The 6,675-nt window shown below is 42.4% G+C and carries 6 protein-coding genes and 2 rRNA genes; 5 read left to right on the top strand and 3 right to left on the bottom strand.

Annotated elements, in window-relative coordinates; translation table 11 throughout:
- Window positions 1-40 precede the first annotated feature (40 nt).
- Window positions 41-155: ribosomal RNA gene (gene rrf, locus DN730_RS16580) — 5S ribosomal RNA — on the top strand.
- 120 nt (window positions 156-275) lie between these two features.
- Window positions 276-390: ribosomal RNA gene (rrf, locus tag DN730_RS16575) — 5S ribosomal RNA — on the top strand.
- 129 nt (window positions 391-519) lie between these two features.
- Here the strand turns inward: rrf (DN730_RS16575) and DN730_RS16570 are convergent.
- Window positions 520-1,389, bottom strand: a complete 870-nt coding sequence (locus DN730_RS16570; RefSeq protein WP_115469261.1) for a lipase family protein — start codon at window positions 1,387-1,389, stop codon at window positions 520-522.
- A 228-nt stretch (window positions 1,390-1,617) separates the two neighbouring features.
- Here DN730_RS16570 and DN730_RS16565 point away from each other — a divergent pair, with 228 nt between their 5' ends.
- Complete coding sequence (locus DN730_RS16565; RefSeq protein WP_115469260.1) at window positions 1,618-2,169, top strand: DUF2058 domain-containing protein; 552 nt, start codon at window positions 1,618-1,620, stop codon at window positions 2,167-2,169.
- A 122-nt stretch (window positions 2,170-2,291) separates the two neighbouring features.
- Here DN730_RS16565 and DN730_RS16560 read toward each other — a convergent pair whose 3' ends face one another.
- The gene (locus DN730_RS16560) at window positions 2,292-3,029 is read right to left on the bottom strand and encodes a substrate-binding periplasmic protein (RefSeq protein ID WP_115469259.1); all 738 of its coding nucleotides are present in this window, start codon (window positions 3,027-3,029) and stop codon (window positions 2,292-2,294) included.
- Between the two features lie 187 nt (window positions 3,030-3,216).
- On the opposite strand from DN730_RS16560, the gene DN730_RS16555 reads away from it, so the two are divergent.
- Together DN730_RS16555 and DN730_RS16550 are read left to right on the top strand one after the other, a co-directional pair.
- Entirely contained in the window at window positions 3,217-3,876 is a 660-nt protein-coding gene (locus DN730_RS16555) for a glutathione S-transferase (protein WP_115469258.1), read from the top strand.
- Between the two features lie 450 nt (window positions 3,877-4,326).
- Window positions 4,327-4,965: a phosphatase PAP2 family protein gene (locus DN730_RS16550; RefSeq protein ID WP_115469257.1), complete on the top strand. Its 639-nt coding sequence runs from the start codon at window positions 4,327-4,329 to the stop codon at window positions 4,963-4,965.
- A gap of 44 nt (window positions 4,966-5,009) precedes the next feature.
- On the opposite strand, the gene DN730_RS16545 is transcribed toward DN730_RS16550, so the two are convergent.
- Entirely contained in the window at window positions 5,010-6,617 is a 1,608-nt protein-coding gene (locus DN730_RS16545) for a methyl-accepting chemotaxis protein (RefSeq protein ID WP_158541231.1), read from the bottom strand.
- Between the last annotated feature and the right edge of the window lie 58 nt (window positions 6,618-6,675).

Here is a 6,675-nt window from a genome sequence, read left to right as displayed (position 1 = left end):
TCCACATCCGATCACTCATAACGAAACGCACACCGGTTTGCTTGACGATCATAGAGGCGTTGAACCACCTGATCCCATCCCGAACTCAGAAGTGAAAAGCGCCATCGCCGATGGTAGTGTGGGAGATCCCATGTGAGAGTAGGTCGTCGTCAAGCTTCAAATACGAAGCCCTGATCAGCAATGGTCAGGGCTTTTTATCGACATTCAGACTTGTGTATTTTGATAAACAGCCTTCCTAATATCGGCACTTATCAAAATGATCACATCCCAGTTTGCTTGATGATCATAGAGGCGTTGAACCACCTGATCCCATCCCGAACTCAGAAGTGAAAAGCGCCATCGCCGATGGTAGTGTGGGAGATCCCATGTGAGAGTAGGTCGTCATCAAGTTTTAAATATGAAGCCCTGATCAACAATATTGATCGGGGCTTTTTTATACCCAGATAGAGCATCACAGAGATTCTATCGCATTAATCCACCTATCGAATCCAATCCAACTTGAGCAAATATAAAAATTTATTAGTTAATCGAAATACCAAACAGATCAATACCTACTTTATAAGGTATTTCTGTGGCACTTATTTTTAAGCTTTCAATCTTGCTTAGGTAGGTCGACATTCTATGTGCCTCAAGATTGTTTTGGTTAGGTATAGATGAAGTAAATTTAGTGGCTCTTAACGCGCTTTTTACGCCGCTTGTGATGGAGTAGCTATTATCTTCCATCAAGATGACTTCCGTTCCCATATGCCAAAAGATATCGAGGTCTTTAATTTGTAGTGGGCTAATAGGAGGGACTAACGGAACAATATCATTTTCGTTGACTACTCTGGTCAAAGGGAGCTCTGAAAAAAATCTCGCTCCGGTTACATTGGTCACTTTAGGTTGCCCAAATGTGGTAATGTCTTTGATCTCTTTGCCCTCCTTGGTGAAGTACATTCCAATAATAACGGCGATAGCTCCACCTAAACTATGACCTGTTATATGGATTGGTGCATCCATATTGAGAACTGGTTTAATATCTTCATATACAGCTCTTGCGGCAACAGAAAAGCCTTGGTGCAACTTAATATTAAGAATTGGATCATGCCGTAGGGATAAGTCTATATCCACCATAGCATTAGTGAGGTTGGATGTCCCTCGAACAGCTATGGTTTGTACTCCGTTAGCTTTACTCAAAAAGTAGCTGACTTCTGAGCCAATCATAATGTTCTTCTGAACCAGTTGTTGGCCTTGATTCACCAGCTGTTTTTCAAGACTGGAATCGTCCAAATAGGTGTCATTCGCCAATTGCGCAAGTTTACCAATGCTTTGAAAGTCGGTGTTTGCATAGAGCGTTTGGCTGAGAAGAGGGAGGGAAACAGCAGCAATAGACATTACGAGTTTTAGCATGTTGGATACGACATATACAAAGCCCCAGAAGCATATAAGAATACTCGAAAAGGGGATCTTGAAGTAGTTTTACTCTGCTAACCTACTCTTTCTACACGAACTTTACATAAAAAAGGGATTCTATGGCATTCAGGGTATTTGATCGAATTTATACACACATTGACTTTAATAAAGGCTAAGATAGTCACCATATTTGAATAGTATACATTGTTATTTAAGAGGTTAACTATGGCAAAGTCGCTACAAGAACAGCTTATGGGAGCCGGTATTGTCGATAAAAAGAAAGCCAAGAAAATTAAAGCTGAAAAGCTTCAAACAAAGCAAAAGATAAAGAATGGAAAGCTAGATAATACTGCGGAACTCGAACGACAGTTAGAGCTGAAGAAGCAGCGAGAAGAAAAAGCTGCTCGCGATAAAGAGCTTAATCGGCAGCGTCAATTAGAGATCGAGTACAAAGCTTTGCTTGGACAGATACGCCAATTCATTTTACAAAATCGGGTTCGTAAAGAAGATGGTGATATGGCATATAATTTCACTGACGACAAAAAGGTGAAAAAACTGTACGTGTCGGAGGTAATGCATAAAGATCTATCTGAAGGGCGTTTGGCAATTGCTAAATTGGAAGGCCAGTATGAGATCATTCCAAACGGTGTTGCTGAGAAAATCATGGAGAAAGAGCCTGATATGATCTTGGTTTTCAATACCAAGCAAGCTGCTGCAGAGATTGATGAAGATGACCCTTATGCAGAGTTCCAGATTCCAGATGACCTTATGTGGTAATAAGACTTGCTCATTTTTCGATGAGATAGTTTAGAATAAAGAACAATGCTGAAAAAATAAAAGCCCTCAGAAATGGAATAATCTAGAGGGCTTTTAAGTAAAACGTGGAAGCGCCTGTGGAACTACCGCTGGTTGAATTCCGCTAGTATTTCATCATAGCGCCCTGTCATTTGTATCTCTAATAATCCCTTATTGAACGCATCTCGTAGCGCTTCCGCATTAGGGATAGATTTTGAAATCATCAAATACAAATCGTTTTCTTCCAGCGGAGGCATTAGGATTTGGAATTTAGAAGCATCAATTCCCTCGGCTTTAGCTGCTTCTTTTGCGACGGCTAAGCTGTCTGCGTATAGTTGAATTTCATTTGAATCCAATGCCTTAATAGCATCCGATACTTCAAGGTACTCTTTTAAAGCAGAGAATTGGAAGTTGTCAAAAGACTCGCTAATGACGGAGCCTTTCAGCTTTCCAATGGTGTATTGGTTTAATGATTCGAAAGAGTCATAGTTGTTTAAGGGAAAGTCTGTTTTTTTGATTAGACCGGTTAACACTGTGTAGATCGGAATCGAAAAGTAGTACTCTTGAGCGCGCTCTTTAGAGTAGTAAGCACCAAGAATTGCATCTTTTTCACCTGCCTTGACCGTATCTAACGCGGTTTGCCAAGCGGTAAATTCAACGGTGCTGTCATAATCAGATTGGGCCAAGGCTTCATCAACGATGGCAGCAATGAAGCCACTTTTCTCAAGGTTGTCACCATAGAAAGGCGGCCAGTTCATAGTGGTAAGCTCAACGGTTTGGGCTTGAACTGTAAGAGGTAGAGCAACAGCTAACGCGGAAAAGAACTTTGTCAGTTTTTTCATTCGGTTGATCCTATTGTTTAAAAATTATACTTGTTTGCTTATTTTATGACCATTTTGGAGGGGGTGCAGCCAATCTGTCGCTAATGAGCATTAAACTGTCGTACCGTTAGTTAAACACACAAGAATTGATGCCTTATGAAATTAGTTTCTTGAGTAAACAGTTTGTAGGCGAGTCGTAGGAGTTATTTTGGCTAGTATTTTATACAGTTTTCGTCGATGCCCTTATGCTATTCGGGCGCGTTATACCTTGCTTTCCTTATCTATTACTGTTGAGTTAAGAGAAGTGGTTTTAAAAAACAAACCTAAGGCGTTATTAGATTTAGGGGGACGCACAACGGTTCCTCAGTTGTTAGTTGGAAATGAGCGCTATTCTGAGAGTCTAGATATTATTTTTTGGGCGTTAAGTTTCTCTACTAACCAAGCATTGGTGTCTAAACTTTGGCCTAGTAACCCGAATACACGCGTGAAAATAATGACTTGGTTGTCCTTTAATGACCATTGTTTCAAGCCTTGGTTAGATCGCTATAAGTACGCGGATCGATACACGGAGCAATCAGAACGTTACTACAGAGAAAAAGGAGAGCGTTTTTTAAGACGCTTGGATGCAAGGTTGGCAAACTCACCTTACCTTATGGGGGAACATATAACGATTGCCGATATAGGAATCTTTCCGTTTGTTCGCCAATTCGCGGGCGTAAATCGAGAATGGTTTGAACAAAGTCGTTATGCTCACTTACGGGCATGGCTTAATGCATTTGTAGAAAGCGAGAGCTTTCAAATAGTCATGAAGAAGTTTCCTGCATGGGAGGAGTCGCAACAGGTGACTTATTTCCCTGAATCATCATAATCGACGGTTCAAGTGAGCTAGTACTAGTAAGACACCTTTAAGGCCCCGATAATATTTAATTGTCGGGGGATCCTTTTTCTAAGCCTTCATCTAGCATTGCCATGACTAATGAGACAAGTAGGCGCATATTCGCTAATACTATGAAGATTGCAGTCTGCGAGTTTACCGCTACAGAAGTTTCCTATGGTGAAGCCAATACCTGCAATCGTCGGTAACAATCCCATTGGGAAAAATTCGGTGGTTCCAAGGCCAAATGCCCCTAATGCGAGGGCAAAAATCCCCCTTTATATGACTGCATGGATGTTCCTTCATTTTTAAAGGCTAGCCTATATCAAGCCTTCATGATTGGATCAGATCGAGGAAAGTACGTGCAAATGACGGAGAAGACAATTTAATCAAATGAATTTACTTATTATTACTCATTATCAATGAGAATGATGAGGTTTATACGTGGGCAGTTGGCAACGCATTGCAATGGTTATCATGTTGGTTTTGGTTACGTTATTGGCTTTGAACGGCGTATCTGCATTGGATCGATTTGGTCTGTTATTGCTAAGAGATGACACAACTTATGCATTGATGGGGCCAAGATGGTTTGCCATCACTGTTCGAGATGTGACGGCATTGGGCAGTAACTGGATCCTAATTTTTTTGATTACTTCTGTTTGTCTGATTCTGACAATCGCCCAGAGGGTCAGACATGCTGTGACACTCGCGATTATGGCCATAGGAGGTGTTATATTGAGCATGGGAGCGAAATATATTATTGATCGACCGCGTCCAGACCTTGTTGAGCCTTTAATTCATGTTTATACCCCCAGCTTTCCGTCTGGGCATGCGACGATGTCGATGGTGTGTTTTTTAGGGGCGGCTTTGGTATTGACCTCAGTAGATGGGCCAGCAAGAGTACGCAAAGCCGTTATAACTCTAGCTGTAGTAATGAGCATGTTTGTTGGTATAAGCAGAGTACTGCTGGGAGTGCATTGGCCTACTGATATCATTGCAGGTTGGCTGCTTGGGGCTTTATGGGTTGATATGGTCTATCGTAGGAGCCAATTGTTCAAATCTCGTGTTGTCAGTGCTCATTAAGCGCAAGTACTTTAGTGAGCACCATCGTGGACGGACAAGGATGGTTAAGATTTAAATGTATTGATTGTTTTATCTAGTTCGTCAGCTATATGTGCGATGTCTTCACTTTGCTTCAACGTTTCGTGAGCACCTTCCCCTGTTTGTTCGGATACCGAACTGATTGTTTGAATATTTTGGTTAATTTCGTTCACAACGGCACTTTGCTCTGACGCTGCGGCTGCGATCATAGAATTCATTTCACGTATTCGCTCTACACTAACCGCGATTTCTTCTAGTGACTTTGCGGCCTTGCTCGCATCTAGAGCGCCGTCATCAGCTTTGGTTTTACTACCTTCCATTGCGTCAACGGCTCTAATTGAGATTGATGCCAGATTATCAATAATGGCACGAATCTCTTCTGTTGATAATTGCGTTCTATTGGCTAAGTTACGGACTTCATCCGCTACTACCGCAAAGCCCCGGCCTTGTTCGCCAGCTCTAGCAGCTTCAATGGCAGCATTGAGTGCAAGTAAATTTGTTTGTTCTGCAATATCGCTGATTTCTTGGGAGACGCGACCAATATTCTGAGTGTCTTCGGCAAGCTTTTTGACCACATTCGTAGCAGAATCAACTTGCTGTGCTAATTCAGAATTGGCGTTAGCGACATGTAACACCATCGCCTTTCCACCGTCAGCAAGTTCCTTAGCATCACCTGCGGATAGCTCAGCATTCGCCGCATTTTGAGCGACTTCTTCCGCAGCATTTGAGAGTTCTTGAATAGAGTTCGCTAACAGTCGACTTTCTGATTTTTGCTGATCGACGCCTTCACTTGTTTTTCGTGTCACGAGCGCCAATTGATCGGCCGAGTTACTCAGATCGTCCATCGTTTTCGTTAAGTCGTGGATCGCCGGTTGAAAGCGGTCGAGCATATTATTAGTGGCAAGTCCGACTTGATGGAATTCATCATTAGAGCCAAGCCGGATTCGTGGGCGAAGGTCAGCGTTTTCGCCAATCTCGACCATCGTTTCTTTTAACCTATTAAGTGGCGAGATAAGTACTTTCATCATAATGAGATAGATGATGCCTAGCCCAATAAGTATCGCGATGAAGTTGATGGTTGAGTTTTTTATGATGGCGTTTTCGATATCTTGATCTCGAGTGGCCATAGAGTAGGTGATCCGCGCAGCTCCTAGAATGGTCCCCTCCGTTACAGGGTGGCAACTTAGGCAGTTTGTTCCATGTCGATCAGCAGATGCCGCAAAAGGCAGCAAAATAGTGATGAAACGTTCGCCGTCTACGGTCTCAACTTGAGTAATGCTTTCACCAGATAGCGCTCGTCGGTCTAATTCATCTTGCGGTGCTTCATGGGCAAAACCTGGGCCATAAATCTTGTTAACCGCTTCACCTCGTAACATTCGAACCGACTCAATTCCTTCTCGCTGACTGATTTTATCGCGTAGGATCTCTCGACTTCCCATAGAGCCAGTAAACATTAAGGCATTCATGCTATCCATGTACCCATTAGCGATGTCAGCTAGTTGGTGCTCGCTTAGGTCTAATAGCCTTTCCTTTTGTTGATAAGAGGAATAAAAATTGAGGGCAGCAATAATTAGAATTAGTATGCCCGCCATAGGGAGAAGGATCTTCCATCGTACTGAGATATATTTGGGCATGACTTGGCTCTTAGTTCGCGTAGGGACTGTGTGGTGCATTCATAGTATTTTTGAGTGT

This window comes from Marinomonas piezotolerans (assembly GCF_003362755.1).
GTDB classification, from domain to species: domain Bacteria; phylum Pseudomonadota; class Gammaproteobacteria; order Pseudomonadales; family Marinomonadaceae; genus Marinomonas; species Marinomonas piezotolerans.
This window is presented reverse-complemented; position numbering and strand designations above follow the sequence as displayed.